Source organism: Gordonia sp. CNJ-863 (assembly GCF_001942325.1).
In the GTDB taxonomy this organism is placed as follows: domain Bacteria; phylum Actinomycetota; class Actinomycetes; order Mycobacteriales; family Mycobacteriaceae; genus Gordonia; species Gordonia alkanivorans.
Genome location: NZ_MKKG01000006.1, coordinates 32,712 through 59,219, shown reverse-complemented (window position 1 = coordinate 59,219; position 26,508 = coordinate 32,712). Strand labels below are relative to the sequence as shown.

General features: G+C 67.5%; 21 protein-coding genes and 4 pseudogenes. 16 read left to right on the top strand and 9 right to left on the bottom strand.

What is annotated here, in order from left to right:
- Window positions 1–138 precede the first annotated feature (138 nt).
- The 4 genes and pseudogenes from BJF87_RS03470 to BJF87_RS03455 all read left to right on the top strand — a co-directional run bounded on the left by BJF87_RS03470 (window position 139) and on the right by BJF87_RS03455 (window position 3,552).
- The gene (locus BJF87_RS03470; protein ID WP_035754233.1) at window positions 139–783 is read left to right on the top strand and encodes an aldo/keto reductase; all 645 of its coding nucleotides are present in this window, start codon (window positions 139–141) and stop codon (window positions 781–783) included.
- Window positions 780–1,330: pseudogene (locus BJF87_RS03465) on the top strand (hypothetical protein). The gene BJF87_RS03470 and the pseudogene BJF87_RS03465 overlap by 4 nt, the downstream one beginning before the upstream one ends.
- Before the next feature lie 34 nt (window positions 1,331–1,364).
- Complete coding sequence (locus tag BJF87_RS03460; RefSeq protein WP_006358828.1) at window positions 1,365–2,243, top strand: hypothetical protein; 879 nt, start codon at window positions 1,365–1,367, stop codon at window positions 2,241–2,243.
- Between the two features lie 62 nt (window positions 2,244–2,305).
- Window positions 2,306–3,552: pseudogene (locus BJF87_RS03455) on the top strand (lipase family protein).
- A gap of 25 nt (window positions 3,553–3,577) precedes the next feature.
- Here the strand turns inward: BJF87_RS03455 and BJF87_RS03450 are convergent.
- From BJF87_RS03450 to BJF87_RS03440, 3 genes are all read right to left on the bottom strand, one after another.
- Window positions 3,578–3,790 (bottom strand): hypothetical protein, encoded by a 213-nt coding sequence (locus tag BJF87_RS03450; RefSeq protein ID WP_006358826.1) that lies wholly within the window; start codon window positions 3,788–3,790, stop codon window positions 3,578–3,580.
- A gap of 168 nt (window positions 3,791–3,958) precedes the next feature.
- Window positions 3,959–4,363, bottom strand: coding sequence for a four-helix bundle copper-binding protein (locus BJF87_RS03445; protein WP_035754237.1), 405 nt, complete (start codon window positions 4,361–4,363; stop codon window positions 3,959–3,961).
- Between the two features lie 98 nt (window positions 4,364–4,461).
- A complete protein-coding gene (locus BJF87_RS03440; RefSeq protein WP_006358824.1) occupies window positions 4,462–6,063 on the bottom strand; it encodes a Rieske 2Fe-2S domain-containing protein in 1,602 nt (533 codons plus the stop codon).
- A 127-nt stretch (window positions 6,064–6,190) separates the two neighbouring features.
- On the opposite strand from BJF87_RS03440, the gene BJF87_RS03435 reads away from it, so the two are divergent.
- From BJF87_RS03435 to BJF87_RS03420, 4 genes and pseudogenes are all read left to right on the top strand, one after another.
- On the top strand, window positions 6,191–6,805 hold the full coding sequence (locus BJF87_RS03435; protein WP_006358823.1) for a TetR/AcrR family transcriptional regulator: 615 nt from the start codon (window positions 6,191–6,193) through the stop codon (window positions 6,803–6,805).
- 35 nt (window positions 6,806–6,840) lie between these two features.
- Window positions 6,841–7,599: a 1-acyl-sn-glycerol-3-phosphate acyltransferase gene (locus BJF87_RS03430; protein WP_006358822.1), complete on the top strand. Its 759-nt coding sequence runs from the start codon at window positions 6,841–6,843 to the stop codon at window positions 7,597–7,599.
- A gap of 17 nt (window positions 7,600–7,616) precedes the next feature.
- Window positions 7,617–8,014: pseudogene (locus BJF87_RS03425) on the top strand (hypothetical protein).
- Entirely contained in the window at window positions 8,011–8,844 is an 834-nt protein-coding gene (locus BJF87_RS03420; protein ID WP_006358820.1) for a Cof-type HAD-IIB family hydrolase, read from the top strand. Before BJF87_RS03425 ends, BJF87_RS03420 begins: the two are co-directional and overlap by 4 nt.
- Window positions 8,845–8,851: 7 nt before the next feature.
- On the opposite strand, the gene BJF87_RS03415 is transcribed toward BJF87_RS03420, so the two are convergent.
- A complete protein-coding gene (locus tag BJF87_RS03415) occupies window positions 8,852–10,450 on the bottom strand; it encodes an N-acetylmuramoyl-L-alanine amidase (RefSeq protein WP_075862647.1) in 1,599 nt (532 codons plus the stop codon).
- Between the two features lie 460 nt (window positions 10,451–10,910).
- On the opposite strand from BJF87_RS03415, the gene BJF87_RS03410 reads away from it, so the two are divergent.
- Window positions 10,911–12,398, top strand: a complete 1,488-nt coding sequence (locus tag BJF87_RS03410; protein ID WP_006358816.1) for a SpoIID/LytB domain-containing protein — start codon at window positions 10,911–10,913, stop codon at window positions 12,396–12,398.
- Here the strand turns inward: BJF87_RS03410 and BJF87_RS03405 are convergent.
- The 5 genes from BJF87_RS03405 to BJF87_RS03385 all read right to left on the bottom strand — a co-directional run bounded on the left by BJF87_RS03405 (window position 12,395) and on the right by BJF87_RS03385 (window position 16,240).
- A complete protein-coding gene (locus BJF87_RS03405; protein ID WP_006358815.1) occupies window positions 12,395–13,081 on the bottom strand; it encodes a GAF and ANTAR domain-containing protein in 687 nt (228 codons plus the stop codon). The genes BJF87_RS03410 and BJF87_RS03405 overlap by 4 nt on opposite strands.
- 111 nt (window positions 13,082–13,192) lie before the next feature.
- Window positions 13,193–13,798, bottom strand: a complete 606-nt coding sequence (locus tag BJF87_RS03400) for a class I SAM-dependent methyltransferase (RefSeq protein ID WP_006358814.1) — start codon at window positions 13,796–13,798, stop codon at window positions 13,193–13,195.
- Complete coding sequence (locus BJF87_RS03395; protein WP_006358813.1) at window positions 13,795–14,577, bottom strand: PIG-L deacetylase family protein; 783 nt, start codon at window positions 14,575–14,577, stop codon at window positions 13,795–13,797. Before BJF87_RS03395 ends, BJF87_RS03400 begins: the two co-directional genes overlap by 4 nt.
- Complete coding sequence (locus BJF87_RS03390; protein WP_006358812.1) at window positions 14,574–15,536, bottom strand: acyl-CoA dehydrogenase family protein; 963 nt, start codon at window positions 15,534–15,536, stop codon at window positions 14,574–14,576. Before BJF87_RS03390 ends, BJF87_RS03395 begins: the two co-directional genes overlap by 4 nt.
- Window positions 15,533–16,240, bottom strand: a complete 708-nt coding sequence (locus BJF87_RS03385) for a glycosyltransferase family 2 protein (protein ID WP_006358811.1) — start codon at window positions 16,238–16,240, stop codon at window positions 15,533–15,535. The genes BJF87_RS03390 and BJF87_RS03385 overlap by 4 nt, the downstream gene beginning before the upstream one ends.
- A 164-nt stretch (window positions 16,241–16,404) precedes the next feature.
- On the opposite strand from BJF87_RS03385, the gene glf reads away from it, so the two are divergent.
- From glf to BJF87_RS03350, 7 genes and pseudogenes are all read left to right on the top strand, one after another.
- The gene (gene glf, locus BJF87_RS03380) at window positions 16,405–17,613 is read left to right on the top strand and encodes a UDP-galactopyranose mutase (protein WP_006358810.1); all 1,209 of its coding nucleotides are present in this window, start codon (window positions 16,405–16,407) and stop codon (window positions 17,611–17,613) included.
- A complete protein-coding gene (locus tag BJF87_RS03375; RefSeq protein ID WP_006358809.1) occupies window positions 17,614–19,557 on the top strand; it encodes a glycosyltransferase in 1,944 nt (647 codons plus the stop codon).
- Window positions 19,538–20,296: a phosphatase PAP2 family protein gene (locus BJF87_RS03370; RefSeq protein ID WP_040004119.1), complete on the top strand. Its 759-nt coding sequence runs from the start codon at window positions 19,538–19,540 to the stop codon at window positions 20,294–20,296. Before BJF87_RS03375 ends, BJF87_RS03370 begins: the two co-directional genes overlap by 20 nt.
- The gene (locus BJF87_RS03365; RefSeq protein WP_006358807.1) at window positions 20,293–21,213 is read left to right on the top strand and encodes a decaprenyl-phosphate phosphoribosyltransferase; all 921 of its coding nucleotides are present in this window, start codon (window positions 20,293–20,295) and stop codon (window positions 21,211–21,213) included. The genes BJF87_RS03370 and BJF87_RS03365 overlap by 4 nt, the downstream gene beginning before the upstream one ends.
- Window positions 21,200–23,280 (top strand): annotated as a pseudogene (gene zomB / locus BJF87_RS03360) (flagellar motor control protein ZomB). Before BJF87_RS03365 ends, zomB begins: the two are co-directional and overlap by 14 nt.
- A gap of 401 nt (window positions 23,281–23,681) precedes the next feature.
- On the top strand, window positions 23,682–24,671 hold the full coding sequence (locus BJF87_RS03355; RefSeq protein ID WP_035754246.1) for an alpha/beta hydrolase family protein: 990 nt from the start codon (window positions 23,682–23,684) through the stop codon (window positions 24,669–24,671).
- Between the two features lie 278 nt (window positions 24,672–24,949).
- A complete protein-coding gene (locus BJF87_RS03350) occupies window positions 24,950–26,410 on the top strand; it encodes an alpha/beta hydrolase-fold protein (RefSeq protein ID WP_081724853.1) in 1,461 nt (486 codons plus the stop codon).
- Window positions 26,411–26,508: the final 98 nt, after the last annotated feature.

Below are 26,508 nucleotides of genomic sequence, written 5' to 3'. Positions count from 1 at the left end.
TGACGGAGGCTACGAGCCCTCGCCGCGAGCGACGCTTGAGCGGTCGTCGACCAACGCCCTCACCGGCACGACCGTTGTTCCACCACCGCTGGCCCCTCAGCTTCTTCAAGAACTGAGCCACCACTCCGAACGAAATACATGATCGTGAACTCATCCCTCCCTTTTCCCGGCGGCACCTGGACCCTGGGTGACACAACAGTCACCAGATTCGGTTACGGCGCAATGCAACTCGCCGGTCCTTGGGTGATGGGTCCGCCCGCCGACCCCGTCGCGGCCCGGGCCGTGCTCCGCGACGTCGTCGAACTGGGCATCACCCACATCGACACCAGCGACGCCTATGGACCTCGCGTCACCAACGAACTGATCCGCGAGACGCTCCACCCATATCCCGAGTCGCTGTTCATCGCGACGAAGGTCGGCGCCACCCGGGACGCCGAGGCACGTTCCGTCGCCCCGATCGTCTGCGTCCAGAACATGTACAACCTCGCCCATCGCGCCGACGACGCCCTTATCGACGAACTCGCCGCCGACGGCATCGCGTACGTGCCGTTCTTTCCGCTCGGCGGCTTCTCGCCGCTGCAGTCCGAAGCGCTGTCCCGGGTCGCCGGCCGCCTGGGCGCCACACCCATGTCCGTCGCACTGGCCTGGCTGCTTCAGCGTTCACCGAACATCCTGCTCATCCCCGGGACGTCGTCGGCGGCACACCTCCGCGAGAACATCGCGGGCGCCGGCCTCGCGCTGACCGCCGATGACCTGGCCGAACTCGACACCATCGGTCGCTGACAGCGGTAGCGCGTGGTCGTCGTGGTGGTTGGCAGCAAGCCGAACTGCCCGACGCCGGGGATGCCGCCGCGTGGTTCGCCGGCCGACTGCCCGACGCCTGGTTCACCGGACCCGTAGAGGTCACCGTCGACCGCGACGAGATCACGGTGATCGGAGCCCTTGAGCCGCCCGAGACCAGCGACGACGCCGACGCACGGGCCGCAGCACAGGGGCGGGCGCGAGGTTCCGCGAGGACACCCGCGCGGAACGGATGTCGATCGCCGACGAGGCGCAGGCCCGCCACGCCCGAAAGGTGTCATGGGGTGTCGCCGTCGGTGACGAGCGAATCCTCTTCACCCACCTTGCGGTACCGGTCATGACGCGGCTCCGGCAGCCGGAACGGCGCGTTCTCGACACCCTCGTCGATGCCGGGGTCGCCCGGTCGAGGGCCGACGCGTTGGCCTGGTCGGTCAAGCTGGTCGGCGCGCACACCGAGGAGTGGCTGGGCAAATTGCGTGCCGCAATGGACGAGGTGGACAACTTGCGTGCCGAAGGTCCCGGTCTCTGACCGATTTTCGGGCCGAAGCGGGGATACTGATCCGATGCTGATCGGAATCCTCGCGGCCGTCTTCGCGGCGCTCGCCTACGGTACGGCCTCGGTGCTGCAGGCACGAGGCGCGCAGAGCGTAGCCGACACGGGTGCCGGGCCCGGTGAGGCGCCGTCGCTGCGGTCGACCATCGCGGCCATGCTGACGGTGGCGTTCATCGCGGGAATGGCGTTGGACGGCATCGGGTTTCTCGGCAACCTCGTGGCGGCGCGGATGATCCCGCTGTTCCTCGCGCAGCCCATCGTCAGCGCCAATCTGGTCGTGACGGTGGTGCTGGCGACCATCGTGCTGAAAGCAAAGCTGTCCCAGCGTGATTGGATCGCGATCGGCGTCGTCGTGGTGGCGTTGGTGCTGCTCGGGTTCGCCGCGGGCGACGAGGGACGCAAACACGAGTGGTGGCTGCACTGGGCCGTTCTCATCGCGGCGGTGGTCATCCTCGGTCTCGGAGCAGCGATCCTGCCGCGGATGCAGAGTCGGGTCGCGGTGCTGGCAGGTTTGTCCGGCGGTGTGCTGTTCGGCGTTCTCGCCGTGGCGGTCCGAATCCTCGACGGCCTGGACCCCTTCGATCTCGGTGAACTCTTCACCGACCCCGCCCTGTACGCGATCATCCTGGCCGGACCGGGTGGGTTCTACATGTTCACGGTGGCCCTGCAGAAGGGCGCGGTGAGTGCGGCGTCGGCGTCGCTGGTGGTCGGCGAGACCGTGGTGCCCGGCGTTATCGGGATCGTGGTCCTCGGCGACACCGTCCGGGAAGGCTGGGGACCGGTCGCGGTGATCGCGTTCATCGCCGCCGTCATCGGCGCGGTGGTCGTCGCGATGTCGCCGGTCATCGAAGAGGTCGAACGCGCGGGGGAGAGCACGCCGGTCGGCTGAACTGTGCCGTCTATACCGTGTAACCCGTCCAAAATCCGACAACACCGGCATCATTACTGCTCATGCGCCTGACATTGCGGTTCCTGGTGACGCTGACCTCCGTGATCGGCATGGGGGTCTCCCTGTGCCTGGTGGCCCAACCGGTCACCGCCGCGCCGCTGCCGAACCCGGTCGCGGCGCCGAGCCAGCTGCCGTCGCAGGACCCCTTCTATGTCCCGCCCCGCGGCTACGAGAACCGGGTGCCGGGTGCGGTACTGCGGACACGACAGGTTCAACTCGGTTGGCGCGCAACGAATGTGCCGATATCTGCGACACAGATCCTCTACCGCAGCACCAACAACTTCGGCAACCCGACGTCGACGGTCACCACCGTGATCTCACCGCCGGGTGTGGGACCGGGGGCACCGCGTCGTCTGGTGTCCTACCACTCGTTCTACGACGCGCTGGGCTCTCAGTGCGACCCGTCGTACACGCTGCGCGGCGGCAACATGTCCGAGCGGCCGATCGACATCAGCCTGGTCACCGGCCTGATGGCCGCCGGGTACACGGTGTCGGTGCCCGACTACGAAGGGCGTGGCCTGCGCTGGACGATTGCGCGGGAATCCGGCTACGCCGCACTCGACGGTCTCCGGGCGAGCCTGCGTCAGCTTCGTGCTCCGGCACGCACTCCGATCGGACTGTTCGGCTACTCCGGCGGATCGGTGCCGACGGGCTTCGGTGCGGAACTGGCGCCGAAGTACGCGCCGGAGCTGAACATCGTCGGGGCAGCCGCCGGCGGAGTGGTCGTCGATCCCATCCACAACCTGGGCTACGTCAACGGCAAGAAGGACTGGACCGGAGTCATCCCGGCGCTGATGGCGTCTACGACGAGACCTACGGCCTGAACCTGGCCGACTACCTGTCCCCGAAGGGCACGCGCATCCTGCGTCAGGTGGCCGGGCAGTGCATAGAACAATTCGCCGACGCATACCCGGGGCTCACCGACCGTCAGCTCCTGAAGCCCGGGGTCGGTGGCATCCTCGACGTTCCCGGTGCACGCCGGGCACTTTCGGCCAACATCATGGGGACGCTCGGTACCCCGCGGGCGCCGATGATGTTGGGAGTCGGGAACTCCGACGGCGTCGGCGACGGCGTGATGATCGCCGGTGACGTCGCGCGCCTGGCCGGGAGTTTTTGTCGTCGCGGAGTGCCCACGACGTTCACCGAGTACCGCGGCCAGTCACATACGGCGGCGTTCATCCCCTGGAGCGTCGAGGCTCTTGCATTTCTGGACAATCGGTTCGCCGGACGACCGACGGGAGGCTGCTGAAGCAACCGCCCGCCGGCCTCGGACGTCAGTCTGCGTCGGCTGAGGGGTGCTTGTTGGTGCCGCCGTCGGACACCTCGAAGTTCTTCCATTCGCCGTTGTCGTGGACCTGCATGACGGTCCCGAGGCTGTCGTCGGGCGCGGCGACGGTCTTGAACCAGTCGTAAGCACTGGTGGCGTCGTCGAAATCCTTCTCCTCGATGACCTTTTCGTCGGAATCCACGACGCGGTACTGAGCCATGATCTTCTCTCCTCACTGTCGGGTTCGACATCGCGCCTCGGTCGAGGCGCCTCTTGCGACGGTATCCACCCGCCTACCCACCGGAGTTCGACGGCAATCATCGACGTCGGATCGTGCCCGGCCGACAACACGTGCATAACGAACGACTACTGCGCGTTTACGCCGAGATCAGCCGAGCACGAGCAGCAGGGCGCGGCAAGCCTCCTCGCACTGTCGGCAGACGTCGGCACAGATCCGGCAATGCTGATGAAGGTCGGCGTGCTTCGCGCACTCGTCAGCGCAGGTTGCACATGCGACGGCACACGCTTCCAGGGTCTTCCGCACAACCGCGATGCCGGCCTCGGTGCGCCGGAGCAGCACTCGCTCGGTGATGGAACACAGGTCGGCGCAGTCGAGGTCGGCGCGGATGCACTCGACGAGGTGCTCGACGCCGCTCTCGCCGAGGCATGCGTCCGCGCACGAGGTGCAGGCCTGCGTACATTCGGCGCACGCCTGGATACAGGCCGCGAGCACGGCGTCGTCGATGTCGTCGCGGACCGGATGTGCCTCGAGTATCTCGGTCACAGTTGTCATGTGGGGTGGAATACCCCCCATTTCAGGGCTGAAACCGCCCGAGTTCCTGGTCGCCGACCGGCCTTCCGGCGTAGGTCCGTTCGGACGCCGTCATCGCGTCAGTCGAGCTTGCTCGCGCGCAGCTCGTGGCCCTTCGACGTCAGGCAGCGGCCCGACGCCAGGTCCCACTGCCAGCCGTGGAGATTGCAGGTCAGCTTCTCGCCCTCGATGACACCGAACTTGCCGAGATCGGCCTTCAGGTGCGGGCAGCGGCGCTGGATCTCCCAGCCGTCCTTGGTGATCGACGCAGAATCGTCGTGTGCCTCGGCGAACCAGCCGTCGGCGTAGGCGATGCGCTCGTCGGTCAGGCACTTGAAGAAGGTGTACAGGAACTCGTTGTATCCGCCGATGCGCCACGTGGTGAAACGCGTGGACAGGAAGATGGTGTTCACCCAGTCCGGCTCGTTGTCCCGGAGAACCGTGCGCACGAGTTCGGTGGCGATTCGGAAACCGTAGCGGTACTTGCCTTCTCCCTCCTTCGGCTCACGCACGATGCGGTTGGGGAAGTCGAGTACGACGGTCTCGGTGGCGTCGTTCGCCGGACCGCCGCCCGGGGTCATCACCAGGCCGACGGGGTAACCGATGCCGTCGCAGATCAGATCCGACTGGGCCATGATCGGCTCGAAGAGTTCGCGGAGGGCGCCGATCAGCGGTTCCCCCTCGGCGGGCGCCCAGGTGGCCTTGTCCGCGGCGATCACCGGTGCGAACTTCTCCTTCATCCGCTCGAGGTAGGCGCGCTTGTTCTCGCCGAACACGTCGCCCGGCGCGTACGGGTGGCTGACCTCGTTCAGCGTCGAACCGGTGAAGTCGGCGACCGATCCGGAGACCATCATCAGGCCGCGATGCTTCTCGCCGTCGTCGGTGCCGTGGATGCGCATCTGCTCCAGGAAGGTCTCCTGATCGGGGAAGATCGAGGTGTCGTCCGCGGTGTCGGCGGAACCGAAGTCGTTGAGGTGGAAAAGATCTTCGTCGAGGAACATCGGCGGACCGGCCGACGGCACGACCCAGGTCGCACCGACCTGCTCGATGTACGATCGCGCGCGGTCCATTCCGCGCTGACGCTTCTGAGATGCGAAGTTGGCCTTCGACTTCCGCGGGATGTCGTAGACCATCGGGTACCAGATGGCGCCTGAGTACTGCAGCAGGTGCACGTCGACGTGGCCGAACGCGTCATCGATGACGTCGAGGTCGATCGGGCGGGCGTCGTTCATGTTGAAGCAGACGGTCTCGCCGTCGGAGACGACCAGGCCGCTGTCGCCGATCGGCCCGTCGGCCGGGGCGCGCAGCGCGATGATCATGACGTCGAGCGAACCCTTGTCGTTGGTCACCGTCGTCTTCACCGAGTCGGTGGTTTCGACGAACTTGGTGAAGCCGAGCTTCTCGAGTTCACCACGCAGGTCCGGCACCGGGTAGTCGGGGAGCAGGACCGTCGCGTCCTTGTTGACGTTCTCGCGAAGGTTCTTCTCGTCGAAGTGGTCACGGTGGAGGTGCGAGACGTAGAGGTAGTCGCAGTCGCCGAGCGTCTTCCAGTCGAGCTCGGAATTGTCCGGGAACGGCACCCACGAGGCGAAGTAGGTGGGGTTGACCCAGGGGTCGCAGAGGATCGATCCGGCGTTGGTCTGGATGTGGAAACCGGCGTGACCGATGCTGGTGATCTGCACGAAGGGGGCCTTTCCTGGTGTGCGCGGGGCTGCGCGTCAAAGCACTACAGTCCACCAATGTATCGAGCCGCGCGGACCGCCCGCGTGGGCCATGAGTCCCGCCGCGCGCAGATGCGACGATGAACACATGAGTTCTCCCAAGCTGTGGCGCGGGCAGACGCTCGAGGACCGGTCCACCGACCGGCGCGAGCAGATGCTCGCCGTCGCCGAGACCCTGCTGGGCACCGGCGGTACCGCTGCGGTGACGATGCGGGCCGTCGTGCGCGAGGCCGGCCTCAGCCCCCGCTACTTCTACGAGAGCTTCTCCTCGACCGAGGAGCTGGTCACCGCGGTGTACGACCGCGTCACCGAACAACTCCTCGCTCGGATCGCCGTCATCGAGCGGCCCGCCGACCGGCGGGGAAACGTCCGTGCGCTGCTCGAGGGCTTTCGCGAGTTCTTCCAGGACGAGCCGGGGCGGGCTCGCATCCTGTTGCGCGAACCGCTCGCCGACGACGTCCTCCGCGCCCATCGTGCCGCCACCGTGCCCGGATTCGTCCAGGCCGTCCTGGCCATGGTCACCGACGAGAACTCACTCGCCCCCGAACGCGTCGCGGTGATCTCCTCGGCGCTCACCGGGGCACTCGTGGCGCTCTACCTCGACCACATCGACGGCCGACTCGCCCTCACGCCCGAACAGCTCTCCGACGCCGCCGTCGACCTCGTGTTCGCCGTCACCCGCATCGGTGCCGACCAGGCCTGACCTGCCGCGTCCGATCACTGGTTAAGCTTTCCGGCATGGAACCCGTCTACGACACCGTGATCACCGCCGCCCGCCTGCTGTGGCTGGCCGAAGGTCTCAAGTTCAAGGTGTCGGGCGTCGAGCATGTACCGGCCGAGGGCCCCGGCGTCGTCGCGATCAACCACACCGGCTACCTCGACTTCACCTACGCCGGCATCCCCGCCCATCTGCAGGGACGTCGCAAGGTGCGGTTCATGGCGAAGAAAGAGGTCTTCGACAACAAGATCTCCGGCCCGATCATGCGCTCGCTCAAGCACATCCCCGTCGACCGTACCGCCGGTGCGGACAGCTACCGGGCCGCGGTCGAGTACCTCAAGCGCGGCGAGCTCGTCGGCGTCTACCCGGAGGCGACGATCAGCCGCAGCTTCGAGCTGAAGGCGTTCAAGTCGGGTGCGGCACGCATGGCGATCGAGTCCGGTGCGCCGATCATCCCGACCGTGATCTGGGGTGCCCAGCGCGTGTGGACCAAGGGACATCCGAAGCAGCTCGGCCGCACCGGCTACCCGATCTCGATCGGGGTCTGCGAAGCGCTCGAGCCCACCGGCGATCCCGACGCCCTCACCGCGAAGCTGCACGAGGTCATGAGCGCGAAGTTGCTCGAACTGCAGGACGCCTACGGCGAGCACCCCAAGGGTGAGTTCTGGGTTCCCGCACGCCTCGGCGGGTCGGCACCGACGCTCGAGGAGGCGAACCGCATGGACGCCGAGGAGCAGGCCGAACGCGCCGCCAAGCGCGCTCAGCGTGACAACCGCTGACCGTTAACCTTGGAGGAATGAGCAGCGGGCCGCGTCGAGGACGGGAGCCGGTCTACCGGACCCTGGAGATCATCGCGAACACGCTCGTCCGCGCCCAGGCGCTCGACCTGCACTTCACCGGGGTCCAGAACATCCCGGAGGTCGGCGGCGCGGTGCTGTGCATCAACCACACGGGCTACGTCGACTTCATCCCGGCCGCGTGGATTCCATGCTCCACGAGGTCCAGGACGCCTACGGCCCGCACCCGGCGGGCGAGTTCTGGGTACCGGCACGGCTCGGCGGATCGGCCCCGACACCACCGGAGGCCGCGGTCATCGAGGCCGACGAAGCGCTCCGCAAAGCCGAGGGCCGCGCCCGCAAGGCGGCCGAGAAACAACGTGAGGCCTACCAGGCCCGAGACAGAGGAAACAGATGACATTCGGTCCACCCACCCTCATCGCCAGCGACGTGGACGGGACACTGATCGACGACGACAACCGGGTGTCGTCGCGAACCGTGGCCGCGTTGTCGGCGGCCCGTGCGGCGGGCGTCGAGTTCGTGCTCGCGACCGGTCGCCCGCCCCGGTGGATCGCCGAGATCACCGACCAGTTCGCCGACACCGATGCCTTCGTCCGGTACGCGGTGTGCGCCAACGGCGCCATCATCTACGACGCCGAGCACGACCAGGTCCTGTGGTCGGCCAATCTCGAACCCGACGCCCTCGTGAAGTTGGGTGAGATCGCCTACCAGGAGATCCCGGGGTGTGGCATCGCCGCCGAGCGTGCCGGCCGGTCGGCGCACGACGCGGCGACGCCGCCGTTCGTCGCGAGCGCCGGTTACGAACACGCCTGGCTGAACCCGGATCACGTCGAGGTCGGCGACGACGAGGTGTTCAGCGAACCGGCGGTGAAGCTGCTCGTGCGCAAACCGGACATGCCGAGCGGCGAGATGGCCGCGCGGCTGCAGCCGTTCGTCGGCGACCTCGCCCAGGTGACGTTCTCCACCGACAACGGGCTCGTCGAACTGTCGGTGCCCGGTACGCACAAGGCGTCCGGACTCGCGCGTCTCTGTGAGGCCACCGGTCTCCCCGGCGACGGCCTGATCGCCTTCGGCGACATGCCCAACGACGTCGAGATGCTCACGTGGGCATCCCACGGCGTGGCCATGGGACACGGTCATCAGGCCGCGCTCGACGCCGCCGACGAGATCACCGTCGGCAACAACGACGACGGCGTCGCGAAAGTTCTCGAGCGCTGGTTCGGCTGACGCCCGCTCAGGCGGCGGGTGGGGCGGCTTCCGGTGCCGGTGCCGGTGCCGGTGCGGGTGCTCCCGGCTCGGCGGGAGGTGCTCCTTCCGGTGTCGCCTCGGGCGTCGCCTCCGGGGCCGGCGCAGCGCCACCTGCCAGCGCCCGGACCTGCTCCAGCGCCGAGTAGCCGTGCACGCCGGGGCAGCTGGTGCTGTTGTAGTCGCGGTGGCCGGAGATCATCGGCAGGTTGGATTGAGTCCCGGCCGCGAACTTGGTGCCCGCGAAACCCTCTGACCTGAGGTTCGCGGTGCCCGCAGGGTTCAGACCGGCCTTGCCGAGCCGCCAGCGCAGGAACCGTCCGGCCGCGGCCACTGCCGCCGCGGTGGGCTGCACCTCTTCCAGGTTGCCGATGAACGACAGGCCGACCGTGTCCTTGTTGAATCCGCCGGTGTGGGTGCCCTCCACGTTGCGGTCGAGTCCGCCGAACGCGCCTTCGAAGATCTGTCCGTACTTGTCGACGAGCACGTTGTAGCCGATGTCGCACCAGTTCAGGCTCTGTGCGTGGTACGCGTAGATGCCCCGCACGATCTCGATCGACTGTTGCGGTGTGTAGTCGTTGCTGCCCGCGGTGTGATGCACGATCGCGCCCTTGAGTTGCGGCGAGTACACCGGCTGCGAGCAGCGGATTCCCTCGTCCGCACCCCACTGCTGGCGTGCGACCACCTGCGGTCCGCCGGTCAGCGGGGACAGCAGCGACGAGCCCAGCGACAGCAGCCCCTCGGGGCTGATCAGGGTCGCCTTGAGGGTGTTGAGAGCCGTCTCGGCCAGCTTCGTCACGATCTCGCTCGCGGAGCCGACGGCCAGCTGCGCGAGGTCGCCGCCCTGGGTCTCGGCGGCCGGGATCGCCAGACCGTCCTTCGACGCGGCGACCTGCACCTCACGTGCATCGCCGACCCACACCGGTTCGGTGCCCGCCGGCTTCTCGGCACTCGGGGCGCCGCCCTTCGAGATCTGCTCCAAGACCGTCCACGGACTCCACTTCCCGTCGGGCTGTTTCGCGCGCAGCTTCAGGTCGACGTCGACGGGGCGGTCCCAGGTGAAGGCGACCATCTTGATGGGGTCCTCGCGCACGATGTGCGTCACCGCGGCACCCACCTCGCGCCCGTCACGCATCGTCGTCACGGGAGGGGGAGTGGTGCTCGTCGGTGCGGAAGCCGGATCCGATTCGGTTGTCGGCACGGGCGCCTCGGCGGAAGTGGTCTCCGGGGAGCTCGACTCGGTGGTGCTCGACTCGGTGGTGCTCGAATCGCGGGAAGCGCTCGGCACGATCCCCTTCGGCAGCGGGACCGTCAGATCGGGGAGGGGGAACGCATCGGGATCGATCTCCGGCAGCGTGACGCCGGCGGCGGCGAGGCCCGAGGACGCGACATCGAGGATGGCGGCGGGCAGCTCACGCATCGGTACCTGTTCGATCTCGGTGTTGGAGATCTTCTGCTTGTTGTCGACGAGCCGGGTGTCGCCGGCCTGCGGGCCTGAGGTGCTCGCGATCACCGCGAACGGACTCGCGACGACCGCCGCGGCGATGGCCGCGAGAGCGATCGAATGCTTCGGTCGGGGGTAACGCACTGGGGTCTCCTCGCCGGAGGGGGGATCCGGTCATCGATGCGATGTGTGCAGCCTCGCGCGCCGGGCGGGCGTCGAGGCGTGCTCGGTGTCGGCCGCCATCGTGATGCGGATCGGCGCTTCGTGGACATGACACACGCCGACGTCTGACCACTCGTGACTCTCTTGTTACTTATGAGGCCTGTGTTACTGGTGATATTCATGAGGTCACGATCCGGGAGACAACTCGTGATCCGGTTGTGATCTGCTCGACTTGGTGAACGCGAATGAGGTTCACTAATGTCACTTAAGTCCCAATCGTCACATCGGCCACGATTGAGTGAAAGTTGCAGCTTGCTGGAACTTCTGAGGCTGGTGTCGTCGCGACCGAAGGATGTGTTCTGTAGTGAACGAAGCCCGACCCAGACGGCTCCTGCCGGGGAGGCCGGCGACCGGCTCCCGGCCCGCACGGACTCGCGGAAAGTTGCTGACCTGGGCCGCGGCCGGGCTCGCGCCCGCACTGCTGGCCGGAGGACTCGTTGCCGCGAGTTCGACGGAATCGACCCCCGGGGTCGAGCTTTCGGTCGGGTCGACGGTGACGCTGATCGGGCACGGTCATGGCCACGGCCGCGGAATGGGGCAATGGGGTGCGTACGGCTACGCCCGTAAGGGCTGGTCGGCACAGCAGATCCTGCGTCACTTCTACGGTGGAACCACCGCGGGGAAGGTGGACAGGCCCGAGATCATCGTGGCCCTCACGGGTCAGAACTCGGTGAATGTGCATGCGGACGCCGGAATGCGCGTCGGAGGTCAGACGGTGGCTCCCGGACAGGCGGTCAGCCTGTCCGGGGGCACGGCCGCCATTCGCAGCGGCTGCGGCGGTAACGTGCTCCGCTCCGTCCCGGCCACGTTCGTCGAACCGCTGAGCATGGCGCCGAACCGGCCCGCGGCCGAGTTCCTCAAGTTCTGTGGTTCCGAGAAGGCCTACCGAGGCGCATTGGGCCTCGAAGGTGGACGCGTGGTCAACCGCATCCACATCGACGACTACGTCAAGGGCGTCATCCCGCGTGAGAGCCTGCCCGCCTGGGCCGACTCCGGCGGCGCGGCGGCACTGCAGGCGCAAGCCGTCGCCGCCCGCACCTATGCACTCGCCGCGATCGCCGGCGGCAAGAAGATCGACGACACCCAGAACTCCCAGGTGTACGGCGGCGTCTCCGGCGAGGATCGTCGGACCAATGTGGCGGCCGACGCGACCGCAGGCCAGATCCTGCTGCAGAACGGCCAGCCCGCGTTCACCGAGTTCTCCGCCTCGACGGGTGGCTTCTCGGCCGGCGGCCGCTTCCCGGCCGTACCCGACGAGGGTGACACGGTCTCGCCCAATCACAACTGGACCGTGACCGTCTCGGCCGGCACCATCGGCTCGGCCTTCGGTGTGGGTGCTCTCCGGAGCTTCGAAGTGGTCGAGGCCAACGGCCTCGGAGCCGAACACGGCCGCGCTGTCAAGGTCCGTGCCGTGGGTTCCGGCGGAACCTCCGAGGTCTCTGGCGAAGAGGCACGCACCAAACTGAAGCTGAAGTCGTCGTGGTTCACCGTGCAGGGCCAGCCGGCGCCGCGCATCGTCAAGCCGCCCACCGGACCGTCCGGGCCCTCACTGGGACTCGACTTCGGTAGCTTCGGGCAGTTCGTCGACCAGATCATTCCCGGCGGCGCGAAGTTCCTGGAGATCGCCGCGTCGGCCATGGACGGCAAGTTCGCCGACCTAGGCGGGCTCTCCGGCCCCCTCGGAGAGGCGATGGGGCTCCCGTCGCTGACCCCGGACGCCGCGGGCGTCACGCAGGTCTACGAGAAGGGGATGATGTTCTTCACCCCTGCCACGGGACCGCGCGTGCTGGTCGGCAAGAGTCTCGAGCAGTTCCAGGAACGCGGCGGCATCCCGGCGCTGGGGTTCCCCAAGGACGACGGGCTCGGCTAGGAGCTCTCCGGCCCGGCTACGACGATCTGCGCCGCGACATCGACCAGCTTGGTGTTGGTGTCCTGTGACAGACGGGCGAGCAGCGCGAACGCGCCGTTGGCGTCGAGCTTGTAGCGCTCCATGATCATGCCCTTGGCCTGACCGATGATGTCGCGCGAGCTGAGCGCCGCCCGGAGCTGCTGCTTCTCCTGGATGGCGCCGAACGCGGTCGCGGCATGTGCGGCGAACAATTCGCCCAGCAGGCGCGCCTCGGATGGGAATGCGTGGGGACGGGTGCTGTGCAGGTTCAGCGCGCCGAAGTCGTCGCCGTCGATGTAGAGGAAGAAGCATGCCATCGAGCGGATGCCGATGTCGGCGGCCTCCGCGGCGAACCGCGGCCAGCGTTCGTCGACCAGCATGTCGTCGATCCACACGGTCACGTCGTTGACCGCGGCACGGATGCACGGCCCCTCGCCGAGCTCACGCTGCAGTTCGTCGGCCTCGCCGCCCAGGTCGCCGATGATCACCGGGGTCTCGACGACGCCGTTGGTCACGAGGGTCACCGATGCGTACTCCGCGCCCGGGATGGCGTCGACCGCATACTTGGTCATCGCCCGCACCGCAGTCTCGGTGTCGTCGCTCTGTTTGCGCATCTCGCCGGCGATGCGCGTCATCTGCGCCGAGAAATCCGTCACCTCGGTCACTCCTGCCTCCTCGAGAGACCGCGTTCCACGCGTCTCAGCCGGACCGACAGCTGAGCGCAGGAAACGAAACACTCGTTTGTCGAGGATCTATTATGCCGGATCGTATAACCCCTAGGAACTGACGAGTCCCTCTCGTTGCGCAACCGACCGTTCAGGTGACAAATGGAGAACATCGAGTCGGAAATCGGTGTCGGAGTACGACGTCGAGGCCACCATCGGAGACTCGGCCAGAGCGGCGTGGACGTCGTCACCCGACTGGGGATATTCGTCGACGGGCCAGCGCCAGTGGACGGCGACGACCTCCCCACCCGGAGCGAGGGCCGCGGGTAACCGGGCGATCAGTTCGGCGAGGGCGGTCCTGTCCAGGTAGTACAGCACCTCGCTGAGAACGATGAGGTCGAAGCGCTTCGACGGCCAGTCGGCCACGATGTCGCCGACCCGGACATCGACGTGCGGGTGCCCGGTGAGCCGCTGGCGGGCGAGGTCGACGGCGCGCGGGCTCACGTCCGTGCACATCAGCCGATCGCACCGCGTGGCCAGCCCCCCGCTGAGCACACCGATCGAGCATCCGGGTTCGAAGGCCGATCGGTAACGCGGCTTGGTCAGTGCGGCGAGCGTGAGTGCGTACTTGCGCTGTTCGTACCACCGCGAGGTGAATCCCCACGGATCGTCGTTCCCCGCGTACATGTCGTGAAAGTAGCTGTCCGGCAGTCTCATACGAACACGAACTCCCGATGGCGGAGCAATCTGGCCAGGATGTGCGGACCGAGGACGACGGCGTCCTCGGGTGCGTCCGACAGTGCATCGACCTGGGTGACGAAGGCCTCGACCGCCGCACGTTTGCGCTCGAGTGCCTCGTCGTCGAGGTCGAAGGTCTGCACCCGATGCCACGGGACGGCCGGGTCGTCGGGAGTTGCCCAGTGCCACATCCAGATCGGGTACATCCACAACGGCACACCGAACCGGTCGCCGACCCGTCGGGCGCAGCGGCCCACCGTCTCGTGGTCGGGGTGGCCGTCGTGCGCCCACACGGCCAGCAGGCCGGTGGCGACGTCCGGTTTCTCGGCGAGCACCCGGGACACGATCGCCTCGACCTCCTCCTCGTGTTCGGCGAGGGTGCCGTCGGGGAGGCCGCACCATCGCGATGGGGATAGGCCCAATAGTGCTGTCGCCGAATCGAGTTCGGTGCGCCGTCGACCGGCGAGCTGTTCCGGTGTGAGTGTCGGCGAGCCCGGGTGCGACGCCGCTCCGTCGGACAGGCACACCGTCACCACCTCGATCCCGCGGCGCGCGGCTGCGGAGATCAGTGCCCCGACCCCGAGCACCTCGTCGTCGGGATGCGCGGACAGCACGACGAGACGCTCCACCGACAGGTCGACGCCCGGCCACCGCCCCCGGGTGGCGAACCAGCGTTGCCACTCCGCCTCCGGGGTTCCCGTCTCTGCCACCGGGGTCGCGGCGAAACGTTCCGACATGCTGCCGGCATCCGAGGTCATGAATCCTCCTCCGACGAATCCGCGAGGGGGCCCGGGATGTTCTCGTCGACGAGTGACCCGAGAACCGCGAGGTCGGCGTCGGCGTGTGACTGCCGGATGTAGACGGTGAGGTCGGCGACCGCCTGTGCGTGATCGGGATCGGCGACCAGCGGCCCGGGGCCGAGCGCACGACCGACCCGGTCGATGACGGCGGTGGCGATCTGTTCGATCGACCACCGCAGGGCGAATGCCTCGCGCTGCGACGGAGCGGTGGGATCGGCGTCGATGTGCCGGGCAGCGGCTTCGATCGCGGCCCACCCGGTCGCGAGCTGTGCATCCACCGCACCCGCGTGCATCCGCAGGAGAGGGTCGTCGGAACGGCTCACCGCGCGGTACAGCGGTCGGGCGACGCGCCGAGCTCCGCCGAACCAGCACGCCGCGACTCCCATCCCGCCGTGCCAGAAGCCGGGACGGGCGAGATACGCCCCGACCCGACCGACTGCCGTAGCGGGCACCGAGTCGAAGGTGACGGTCCCGGTGTCGGTGGCGCGCATGCCGGCGGCGTGCCAGGACGAGAAGTCGGTGGACACGCCGGGGTGCCGCAGGTCGACTGCGAACAGGCGATTGCCGTCGGCCGTCGCGGCCGTGACGAGCGCATGGGTGCACGCCCCCGCGCCCGAGCACCACTCCTTGACGCCGACGAGCTCGAATCCGTCCGCGACCGACCGGGCGTCGACCCCCGTCCCAGGCGGCTGAGCAGCCCAGACACCCCAGAACTCGCCCGGACGGACCCCGCCGCCGACGATCTCGCCGAGAATGGCGTCGGCGTCGGCGTGCGCCTCGACGAGCCGCCCGGTGCTGATGTCGTCGGAGCAGAGGCGGGTGAGCGCAGCGAAGCGCCCGAGCGTCGTACCGGTGCCGGGCCGCGGCAGGCCGAACCCGGCGGAGTCGACGATCCCGCGGGCGGCTTCGGTGCTCATCGGGACGCCTCGGGAGCTTGATCGGTGAGTTCACGAAGATAAGAGGCGAAACCATCGACGGTCCGGCCGATCCGTCGCGTCGACGTACGAACCGGGGCATCGGCGCCCCACACGATCGGCACGGCGGAATCCTCGAGCCGCCGGACGAGGTCGACGTCCTCGTGCGCGTCGAGCTCCCGGAATCCGCCCGCTGCGGCATACGCGGTCGCTCGTATGCCCAGATTTGCCCCGTGCACGTGACGGTGACCGGGTCGGGCGTCGTAGCGGGCGTCGAACATCGACCCGATTCCCCGCGGCCATCCGTCGAAGCCGTCCGGAGTGACTATCCCCACGAAAGCGTCCGCACCGGAGTCCGCCGCCTCCACGTGGGTGAGCAGCCAGTCGGGCGGCACCGCCGAGTCGGCATCGGTCGTCGCGAACCAGGTGGTGTCGGCCGGTGTCGGTGATGCCGCGGCGAAGCCCGCCCGCCGCGCGGCACCGACGCACCTGGCGGTCACGTGCAGTGTCGTCACGTGGTCGGGTACCGCACCGGCGGAGTCGTCGTCGCAGGAGTCGAGCACCACGATCACCTGCACCGATTGCCGAAGTCCCGCGACCGCGGCGTCGAGTGCGGCGAGACAGGAGGGGAGTAGGACCTGCTCGTTGTGGGCGGGCACGACGACCACGATGTCCGTGATGGCGGACGCCACCGCGGGAGGTGGCATTGCAGCCACGGGTGCCGACAACTCAGGCGATGACGTCACGGTGCCCCGAACTACTCGAGAAGCAGAGGAACCGGCCCGATGGCTGCAGACCGACGATCGAACATTACCCGGCGACCACCGTGGCTCGGAGAATCATCAGGAAGGGTCCGTTACCCTGAGGACCCGTGGCAACCACTAGCAGCTTTGACCTGATCGTCGTCGGCTCCGGATTCTTCGGTCTCACCGTCGCCGAGCGGGCGGCCACCCAGCTGGGCAAGCGGGTCCTCGTGATCGAACGGCGCAACCATCTCGGTGGCAACGCCTACTCCGAGGCCGAGCCGACGACCGGTATCGAGGTCCACAAGTACGGCGCCCACCTGTTCCACACCTCCAACGACCGGGTGTGGGAGTACGTGAACCAGTTCACCGACTTCACGAACTACCAGCACCGCGTCTTCGCGCTGCACAACGGGCAGGCCTACCAGTTCCCGATGGGTCTCGGCCTCATCAGCCAGTTCTTCGGTCGCTATTTCTCGCCCGACGAGGCGCGCAAGCTGATCGCCGAGCAGGCCGGCGAGATCGACACCGCCGATGCCAAGAACCTCGAAGAGAAGGCGATCAGCCTCATCGGGCGGCCGCTCTACGAGGCGTTCATCAAGCACTACACCGCCAAGCAGTGGCAGACCGATCCCACCGAGCTGCCCGCGGGCAACATCACCCGGCTCCCGGTCCGGTACACCTTCGACAACCGGTACTTCAACGACAAGTACGAGGGCTTGCCGGTCGACGGTTACACCGCCTGGCTGGAGAACATGGCCGCCGACGAGCGCATCGAGGTCCGCCTGTCGACCGACTGGTTCGCCGTCCGCGACGAGCTGCGGGAGCAGAACCCGGACGCACCGGTCGTCTACACCGGCCCGCTGGACCGCTACTTCGAGTACTCGGCCGGCCGACTCGGCTGGCGCACACTCGATTTCGAGACCGAGGTACTCGACACCGGCGATTTCCAGGGCACCCCGGTGATGAACTACAACGACGCCGACGTGCCGTACACGCGGATTCACGAGTTCCGTCACTTCCATCCGGAGCGGGACTCCTACCCCGCGGACAAGACCGTCATCATGCGCGAGTTCAGCCGCTTCGCCAACGACGACGACGAGCCGTACTACCCGATCAACACCGCCGACGACCGGGCCAAGCTCTCGGCCTACCGTGAACTCGCCCGGACCGAGACCGCCAGTGCGAACGTGTTGTTCGGTGGTCGTCTCGGCACCTACCAGTACCTCGACATGCACATGGCGATCGCCAGCGCGCTCACCATGTTCGACAACACCCTGGCGCCGCATCTGCGTGACGGTGCGCCGCTGGTGTCCGACCCCGCAGGAGCCGAATAGATGACGGTGACCCCCGTGAACCAGGCCGAGATCCCCGATGCGGGCATCGGGCCGTCGAAGGCGAAATCCCTTCTGCAGCGCGTCATCTTCCCGCGCGCGGGTGAGCCGCTCGACGTGCGGTCGCTGTACCTGCTCGAGTCGGACTCCAACAACCGGCGGGCGCATGCGCCGAGCCGGACCTCGGTGCTGCTCGGCGGCGAATCGGAGGTCAGCTTCGAGACCTACTTCAACGGCTTCGCGGCCGCCTACTGGCGCCGCTGGAGCATCCTGGACTCGGTCGTGCTGCGCATCGAGGTGGTCGGCACCGCTCGAGTCGACCTGTATCGCTCCAAGATCGACGGCTCGCGCATCGGCATCGGCGGCGACCTGATCGCCACCGACGAACATGGCCGCGGTGTGGTCGAATTCGAACTCGACCTCGGCCCGTTCGAGGACGGTGGCTGGATCTGGTTCGACATCACCACTGACACCGACACCGAGATCGTCTCCGCCGGTTGGTATTCGCCGATCGACGCGCCGACCTCCGACGCCGACACCAAGCGCGTCACCGTCGGCATCCCGACCTTCAACCGGCCCACCGACGCGGTGAACGCGTTGGCCGCGTTGACCTCCGACCCGATGGTCGACGAGGTCATCGACGCGGTCATGATGCCCGACCAGGGCACCAAGAAGGTCGTCGACGAGCCGGGGTACGCCGAGGCCGCCGCGGCTCTCGGGGACCGGCTCCGCATCTTCGACCAGGGCAACCTCGGCGGCTCGGGCGGCTACGCGCGCATCATGTACGAGGCGCTGCGACTCACCGATTCGCCGTACATCCTCTACATGGACGACGACATCGCCATCGAGCCCGACTCGATCCTGCGCGCGCTCGCCATGTCGCGATTCGCCAAGTCCCCCATGCTCGTCGGCGGGCAGATGCTCAACCTGCAGGACCGCAGTCACCTGCACTGCATGGGCGAGGTCATCCGCCGCGACACCTTCATGTGGACCGCTGCGCCGTTCGTCGAATACGACCACAACTTCTCCGAATACCCGCTGCGGGATCGTGAGAACTCGAAGAACCTGCACCGCCGGATCGATGTCGAGGGCAACGGCTGGTGGATGTGCATGATCCCCCGCGAATGCGCCGAGACCATCGGCCTGCCGATGCCGCTGTTCATCAAGTGGGACGACTGGGAATTCGCGCTGCGTGCGGCCAAGGCCGGGTACCCGACGGCCACCATCCCGGGCATCGCGATCTGGCACATGGCGTGGAGCGACAAGGACGACGCCATCGACTGGCAGGCGTACTTCCACCTGCGCAACCGGCTCGTCGTCGCGTCCATCCACCATGACGGTCCGATCAAGGGCATCATCCGCTCGATGACCAAGGCGACCGCGAAACACCTTCTGTGCCTCGAGTATTCGACGGTCGCCATCCAGAACGAGGCGATCCGCGACTTCCTCGCCGGGCCCGAGCACATCCGCAGCCTGCTGCCGACCGCGCTGCCCAAGGTCGCGGCGATGCGCAAGGAGTTCCCGGACGCCGTCGTGCTGCCGTCGGCCACCGAGCTGCCCCGAACCTCCGGTGAGGCAACGCATCTGGGTACCTCGATCCCGCTGAACCCGATCAGCAAGGTCAAGGCGCTGGCCGCTGCCGTCGTCAACAACGCGCGCCCCGCCGACCCGCGGCATCACGAGGTCCCGCAGGCGAACTACCCGCCGATCGAGGCGCGCTGGTTCTCCCTCGGCCGCGTCGACGGTGTCACCGTCACCACGGCCGACGGTCGGGGAGTGGTGTACCGGCAGCGTGATCGCGAGAAGATGATCGCGCTCGCGCGTGAGCATTTCGCTCTGATCAAAGAACTTCAGGACAAGTTCGGCGACATGAAGCAGCAGTACCGCGCCGCACATCGTGAGTTGACCAGTAAGGAGAGCTGGGCGGGTGTCTTCGGAATCGAGTAGTCCCGACGTGCAGGCTGAGGAGTCGACAAAGCTCCCGGCCGACGACGCCCCCAGGCCCCTCGCGGGTGAGGAGAAGGTCCTCGTCGCCATCCAGACGGGCATCGGTTCCCGCCCGGGTGTGCGGTCGGCGGCGCGCGGTCTGTCGCACTTCGGCGAGCACGCCCTGGGCTGGCTGGCCATCTCGGGCGCCGGCTGGACGCTGGCGCGTGCCCGTGGCGATGTGCGATCGCAGCAGTTGTGGATCGAAGCCGGTGTGGGTGCCTTCGGCGCACACGCGGCCTCGGTGATCATCAAGCGCATCGTGCGCCGGCCCCGGCCGGCCCACCCGGCCATCGACATCGGGGTGTCCACGCCGAGCAAGCTGAGCTTCCCGTCGTCGCACGCCACCTCGACCACGGCAGCGGCGATCCTCATCGGCCGGGCGGCCGGCTGGGACGCCAGGGTGTTGCCCGCCGCGTTGGTGCCGCCGATGCTCCTGTCGCGTCTCGTACTCGGCGTTCACTATCCGACAGACGTCACCGCGGGTGCCGCGATCGGTGCCGCGAGCGCAGCGGCGGTCATCGCGGGCGATAAGGTGCTGCTCGAACCCACCCGGAATGCTCCGGCTTCAGGACGTGCCCGTCGCGCGGCGCGCGTCCTGACCCGGCTCGGCCTCACGGCCGCGGTGCCCGGCGGGCCGCTGCGACTCGCCGCGTCCCCCGTCATCGCACGGGTGACACGACACAGGGAGAGTGCATGAGCGAGGAGCCGATCGAGCACGGGAAGGTCGCCGGGCCCCCGAAGAACCTGACCGCCGGGCTGATCAAGGCGATCCGCCCGCGGCAATGGGTGAAGAACGTCCTGGTGCTCGCTGCGCCGCTGGCCGCGGGCAACATCACCGACGCCTCGGTGCTGGCCTCCGCAGGAATCGCGTTCGTCGCGTTCTGCCTCGCCGCGTCGAGCATCTACCTGGTCAACGACGCGATGGACGTCGAGTCCGACCGTAATCACCCGACCAAGCGGTTCCGTCCGATCGCCGCCGGCGTGGTCCCGGTGCCGCTGGCCTACGGCCTCGCAGCGGTGCTGCTGGCCGCGTCGATCGGCATCTCCTTCCTGGCGAACTGGCAGACCGCGGTGGTCATCGCGATCTACCTGGTCATCCAGCTCGGTTACTGCTTCGGCCTCAAGAACCAGGCCGTCATCGACATCTGCATCGTGTCGTCGGGATTCCTGCTGCGCGCGATCGCCGGCGGTGTCGCCGCCGAGATCGTGCTGTCGCAGTGGTTCCTGCTCGTCATGGCCTTCGGCTCGCTGTTCATGGCGGCCGGCAAGCGGTACGCCGAGCTGCAGCTCGCCGAGCGCACCGGCGCCAAGATCCGCAAGGCGCTTGAGTACTACACGACCACCTACCTGCGTTTCGTGTGGACGTTGTCGGCCACCGGCGTCGTCGTCTTCTACGGACTCTGGGCCTTCGACAAGGGCTCCGACCATGACACCAACGTCGCGTACGCGATCTCGATGGTGCCGTTCACGGTCGCGATCCTTCGCTATGCGGTCGACGTCGACGGCGGTGCGGCGGGCGAACCCGAGGAGATCGCCCTCGGCGACCGTGTACTGCAGCTGCTGGCCGTGGCCTGGTTAGTATGCGTGGGTGTCGCGGTCTATGCAGTCAATTGACGGTCTGCAGTCCACCGACGGTGTCGGTATCGATTCCGTCGACGAACCCGAGGTAGAAGGCACCCGGGCGTCTGGCACGCCCGTCATCGACAAGGCGCGCCGACGTCTCGCCGCGGTCAGTTTCCTGATCGGCGCAGTCGCCGTCAGCACGTTCTTCGCGATCGGGGCCTGGCAGCGGCGGTGGATCGCCGACGACGGTCTGATCGTGCTGCGCACGCTGCGGAACCTCTTCGCGGGCAACGGACCGGTGTTCAACGCGGGCGAACGCGTCGAGGCCAACACCTCGACCGCCTGGACCTACCTGCTGTGGTTCTGGGCGTGGGTCACCGACGGCCAGCTCGAGTACGTCGCCCTCTGGGTGGCCCTGGTGTGCTCGGTCGCCGCGATCCCGATCGCCATGTACGGCAGCGCACGTCTCTACGGCAACCGCCTGGGCGGCATCACCGGTGACGGCTGGACGCTGCTGCTCCCGTTCGGCGCCATCATCTACATCGCCATCCCCCCGGCCCGCGACTTCGCGACGAGCGGACTGGAGAACGGCCTCTGTATCTTCTGGGCCGCCGTCCTGTGGTGTCAGCTCGTCGCCTGGCTCGACGCGGTCCTCAGTCCACGCGCAAGGCCTCGGCGGCGACGCTCGCGCTCGCGTTCACCGCGGGTCTCGCACCATTGATCCGGCCCGAGCTCACCGTGTTCGGCGGACTGGTGCTGGTGCTGGTCTTCTTCGCGCCGCTCGGCTGGAAGATGCGCCTCGGCGTGGCCGTCGTCGCCGGTGCCCTGCCGGTGGGTTACCAGATCTTCCGGATGGGCTACTACGCCCTCCTGGTCCCCAACCCGGCGGTCGCCAAGGACGCCAGCGGTGCCAAGTGGGAGCAGGGTTTCGCCTATCTGACCAACCTGTTCGGTCCGTACATTCTGGTGCTGCCGGTCGTGCTGGCCGTCGTCGCCGGTGTGATCCTCATCGTCGGCGCACGTCTACGCGCGGATGCCGGTGCGAGCACGGCCGATACCGACCGCTCCCGGCCGGCCGCGCTGTCGGCCCGGCTCCAGTCGTCGACCGCCGTGGTGACCGTGGTCGCCGTCGCCGGTCTCGTCCTGATCGTCTACTGGATCCGCCAGGGCGGCGACTTCATGCACGGCCGCGTGCTGCTCGTGCCGCTGTTCGTGACGCTGCTGCCGCTCATGGTCGTGCCGCTGACGGTCCCCGCGCACCTCGGTGCCGCCTTCGGCCGGCGTCGTGCCGTGGAGAAGTCCGTCATCGACGACGATCCGGAACCCGTCGAGGTGTCCCCGGCCGAACGTCGCCGGACCCGCGTCGGACTGGCCGGTGCGGTCGCCATGGCCGGACTGTGGATCACCGTCCTGGTCTGGGGGATCAGCACCCACGCGAACGTGCTTCCCAATGCCGGCATCGACATCGGACGCAGCGGCATCGTCGACGAGCGTCGCTTCTACGTGACGAACATGGGCAACGAGAACCCGGTGACCGCCGAGGACTACCTCGCCTACCCGCGCATGAGCGCGATGGTCGAGAAGATCGACAAGTATCGCGAGGACGGCGGCGTCATCCTGCCGTCGTTCAACTACGACGAGTGGTACGTCGCGCAGCTGCCCGCGGTGATGCCCCGTGGGGCCGAGCGCAAGGTGACGGTCTACTTCCTCAATCTCGGCATGACGAGCATGAACGCGCCTCTCGACGTGCGCGTCATCGACCAGATGGGTCTGGCGTACCCGCTCGCCGCTCACACCGAGCGGCTCGAGGACGGCCGTATCGGGCACGACAAGATCCTGCCCAGCGAATGGGTCGTCGCCGAGGCCGGGGCCTACCCGCGCAAGCCGGTCCTGCCGGGGTACCTCGACGAGGACCTCGTCCGCCAGGCGCAGGTGGCCCTGCAATGCCCCGAGACGAAGGACCGGTTCGCCTCCTTCGAGGGACCGTGGTCGTTCACCCGCTTCAAGCACAACCTGAAGCAGGCGTTCACGTTCAACAGCTATCGGATCCAGCGGGAACCGGAGTACGAGATCGCCCGGTGCGGACTCGAGATGCCGCCGCCCGTGAATCCGGACTAGTCGGACATCCGAGGGTCACGCGGGTGCGCGCGACTCTCACATACGAACCCAAACAAACCCGCAGAGAACCCGTACTCTGCCCTGAGGACTTGCCCCGGAACATCTCGGATCGGTAACGTCCCGGCGTCAGAGGTCGATAATCCGGTCGTGACCGAGGTGTCGTGGCAAGTGCCGGGGCACGCTCGGTGGCGGGGGTTGTGATCGCTATCACAAGGTTTGTCACGCTCGGGGGCATCGAATAGGCTCGCCGACGGCGAATCGCATGCGAGATCGGCTCGGAACCATCGTCGCGCCGCGCACAGCGCCGGGCGACGAGAGATGTGAGACGCACAAGAACCGGTCGGGTTCTGCGGGAGGCGAGACCTCCCCGATCCGATCGGCCGAAGAGGGAGATTCTGTACATGCGTGAAGCTGCCACTCAGGCGAACAAGCCTGCGCGCGGCCGGATGGGTAACCGGCTGGTCGCCGCACTCGTAGCCGTGCTGACAGTTGTGGGTCTCACCGGCGTGGTCGCCGGACAGGCCACCGCCCGTATCGGCGGAACGCAGGTCGGCAAGCAGGAATTCTTCATCAACGGCTGCGGAATGCCCGATGTGAAGGTCCGCGCCTGGAAGCGACCGGGCAACTACAAGACCGTCATCCTGCTCGACGGCATGCGCGCCCAGTACGACTACAGCGGCTGGGAGATCAACACCAACGTCCAGGAGATGGTGAAATCCGGCGTCAACGTCGTCGAGCCCATCGGTGGACCGGCCAGCTTCTACACCGACTGGGATGCACCCAGTAACTTCAACGGCCAGAAGTACCGGTACCGCTGGAACTGCGCCATCACCAGGTCGCTGGTCGGCGCCCTCGACAAGCGCGGTTTCCGCGTCGGGCCGTCGAACCGCTACGCGATCATGGGCCTGTCGATGGGCGGTAACGCGGCCCTCGTCATCGGCGCGCAGAACCGCCAGCACTTCGACCGTGCCGGCTCGCTGTCGGGCTACAACTTCCTCAGCGCTCCGGGTATGCGCACCGCACTGCGCCTGGCGATGTTCGACGTCGATCCCAAGCCGTGGAACATCGACGCCATGTGGGGCCCGCCGTGGAGCATCCGCTGGTTCCAGAACGATCCCTTCTGGAACATCGGCAACATGCGCGGCATGAAGCTCTTCGTGGGCTCGGGCAACGGTCTCTTCGGCCGGTACAACGCACTGCCGAACGTGTTCGACGACCTGTTCAAGGGTTCGACGCTGGAGCTGCTGGCGTTCACGCAGTCGAAGGCCTTCGAGGCAGCCGCGTTCGTCCAGGGCGTGCCGCTCATGACGTACTACGCCAATGGCACGCACGCTTGGGGCTACTGGCAGGACATGGTCTGGAACGCCAAGAACCGCGGATTCTTCCGCTGATCGGCAACAGACCGGCCTGACACGGCCTTCACGGCGCCCCGTCCGGGATTCCCGGGCGGGGCGTCGTCGTGTTCCCGGGACGAACTGCCACCGGCCCCTCTTGGTATCAACTGTCACACAAATCCCACGAGTCACAGCGTGGCGTTCGGACACCGGGGCCGGATTCCGTGTAAGAAACTCCTGAGGCGTTTGGTAATGATGATGCAGTTGTGACTGACGGGGAATCGGTCAGGACGTGCGGACGCCGTTGTACTGGGTCGAAGGAGTTCTGGAGAGTGATGCGGCGAAACAGTGGTACACGACCGTTCGGTGCCCGAGTGGCCTGGCGAACGGTGATGGCCGCCGTGGTGGCGATGATGGCCGTGATGACACTTGTCGTGGGTCAGGGCCTTGCGGGCGCCGAACCCGCGCCGGCACCTGCCCCGGCCTCGCCGGCTGCCCCGGCACCGGCATCTCCGGCTGCGCCCCCGTCATCGGCGGCGCCGGCAGCCGCACCGGCCCCGGTTCCGCCGGGCAAGGTGACCAACACGTACTGGTACACCGATCGCCGGGTCGCCCTCTGGGTGTACTCGCCGTCGATGAACACCAACATCCAGGTGCAGATCCTCCTGGCGCGCGACTGGCACGCCAAGCCCAAGGAGAAGTTCCCGCAGCTGACGATGCTCGACGGCCTGCGTGCGCAGGACGATCAGAGCGGTTGGGTTCTCAACACCAAGATCGTCGACTTCTACAAGGACAAGAACGTCAACGTCATCCTGCCGATCGGTGGCGAGTCGAGCTTCTACACCGACTGGAAGGAACCCGACCGCGGCAAGAACTACAAGTGGGAGACGTTCCTCATGCGGGAACTGCCGCCCATCCTCGAGAACGACTGGCGTTCGACGGACGTCCGTGGCATCGAGGGTCTGTCGATGGGTGGTTCGGCCGCGATGATGCTGGCCGCGCGCAACCCCGGCTTCTACAAGTTCGCTGCGTCGTTCTCCGGCATCCTGCAGTTCAGCTCCTTCGGTATGCCGCAGGCCATCCAGTTCGCCGTCCGTGACGGCGGCGGCTACGACTCGATGAAGATGTTCGGCCCGCCCTCCGACCCGGCCTGGAAGGAACACGATCCGTACGTCCTGGCCGACAAGCTGCAGGGCACGAGTCTCTACATCTCCTCCGGCAACGGCATGGTCGGCGCGCACGACAAGCCGTCCGACATCCCGCTGCTCGCGACGAACTACTCCGGCGTGGGTCTGGAGATGCTCAGCCGCGTCACGTCCCAGCAGTTCGCGGTTCAGTTGAACCGCAAGGGGATTCCGGGACAGGCGGTCTACCGTCCGTCCGGCACGCACACCTGGCCGTACTGGGAGTTCGAGATGATGCAGGCGTGGCCGCAGGCCGCGGCCGCACTCGGTCTCTCGCGCGACGCGGTGGCCTGCCGTGTCGACGGCGCCTTCCGCAAGCTCTGGGACGCCAACAAGGGCGATCTGGGCGGTTGCCTGACCCCGTCGTACGGCGTCCCCGGTGGCAAGGCCCAGGACTTCGCCAACGGCCGCATCTTCACCGGCCCGAAGGGCCCGAAGATCGTGACCGGTGCCATCGGCGGTGCCTACGTGGCCGCCGGCGGTCCGGGCGGGCGTCTCGGCAAGCCGCTGAGCAACGAGGAGCCGACCCGCGACGGCAAGGGCCGGGTCAACTACTTCGAACACGGCCGCATCACCTGGACGGCCAAGGACGGCACCAAGGTTCTGAAGTGACTGCCCAACCTCGACCGCACGTGTGCGGGCGCTGAGACTTCGCTGAGGAATCGAGGCGTTCGTGCAGGTCGCGCCGGTGGGCGGGATCGTCGAGGTGC